This is a genomic window from Gelidibacter sediminis, assembly GCF_004364975.1.
GTDB lineage: Bacteria > Bacteroidota > Bacteroidia > Flavobacteriales > Flavobacteriaceae > Gelidibacter > Gelidibacter sediminis.
The window spans coordinates 1-1,310 of record NZ_SOBW01000005.1; the positions used below are offsets into that span (position 1 = coordinate 1).

The 1,310-nt window shown below is 38.5% G+C and carries 2 protein-coding genes; both read right to left on the bottom strand.

What is annotated here, in order from left to right; translation table 11 throughout:
• Positions 1–42: 42 nt before the first annotated feature.
• Positions 43–936, bottom strand: coding sequence for an IS3 family transposase (locus tag BXY82_RS00045; protein WP_133756142.1), 894 nt, complete (start codon positions 934–936; stop codon positions 43–45).
• The gene (locus BXY82_RS00050) at positions 894–1,265 is read right to left on the bottom strand and encodes a transposase (RefSeq protein WP_133756143.1); all 372 of its coding nucleotides are present in this window, start codon (positions 1,263–1,265) and stop codon (positions 894–896) included. The genes BXY82_RS00045 and BXY82_RS00050 overlap by 43 nt, the downstream gene beginning before the upstream one ends.
• Positions 1,266–1,310: the final 45 nt, after the last annotated feature.

A 1,310-nucleotide genomic window follows, 5' to 3' on the forward strand; every position in this document is an offset into this window, starting at 1 on the left:
CAGCTGTCTAGTCCTGAAATATGGCTACAGGTTAAAATTGATTTACGCTGTTAATTTATATACCATATTTGGTGTTCTATAATTTAAAGATAAGTGTAATCTTATTTCGTTGTACAATTTAATTGCACTTTTTGCAGCTCTCTTTGCGTGTGCTACGCTATCAAAGGTCTGATCGAGATAAAACTCGTCCTTTAAAATTCCATTTACCCTTTCTGCCATTGCATTTTCGTAACAATGGTTCTCTTCTGTCATACTGATATCTATCTTTTTCCTCTTTAATATCTGTGTGTACACATTGCTGCAATATTGGATTCCCCTGTCAGAATGGTGGATAAGCTGTTCAATATCCTTGGCTTGATAGATAGCCTTATGGAGTGCTCTCACGCATCCTGTCAGTTCCAGGCTATCACTAAGGTCATGACCGACTATCTTTCTGGAATGCATATCTGTTATCAAGGCCAGGTAACAAAAGCCTTTTACGGTCCTGATATAGGTTATGTCACTGACCCAAACTTGGTTGGCCCTGGTAATTTCCAGGTCTTTTATAATGTTCCCATACTTATAAAAGCGATGGTATGAGTTAGTGGTTCTCGCACTGGTCTTCTTTCTAAGTGTCAGCATTTGATGTTTTCTAAGAACATTGAACAGGGTATCCCTGCCAACCTTGATATTGTCTTTACTGAAATCCACATCCAAGGATTTGATAAGTTTACGTACGCCTTCCCTGGGAAGGGACCTGCGTCTTTTTCTAACGATATCTATAATCTGTTGTTCCAGTCTTAAACGGTTATCAGCTCTGGATCTGTATTTATAATACGCATCACGCTTAAGACCGAAACAATGGGTTATGGTCGTTAAAGAAGCAGTTCCCTTAGATTTCTCTTTAGCTTTGATCAGGGCTTTATACTTAACTTTTTTTTTAGTTCGCTGACCGATCTGTAGCCGAGATCCTCTGCAGCTACTTCCAGGTAAGAATCCAGTACCATGGCATCGAGATCCTTTTTGAGAAGTAGTTTTTTAAGCTGTTCTATCTCCTTTTGAAGTGCTTTGATCCTGGATATTTCGTCTTTTGTTTCCACTTTTACCCTTGTGTTCATTAAGTCTTTACGATTGTACTTTCTGATCCATTCATTGACCGTTGTGGGTGCAATGGAATAGAGTTTACAAAGTTCGCTCTTTGTGTGCTTTCCGGTTGTGAGTTCGGCTAAAATTTTCAGTTTAAAAGGTTCTGAATACCGTCTGATTACTTTGTCATTTCTATACATAATGTTTAAAATTATGTAGCCTTTATTCAGGACGGGTCAAGCTTG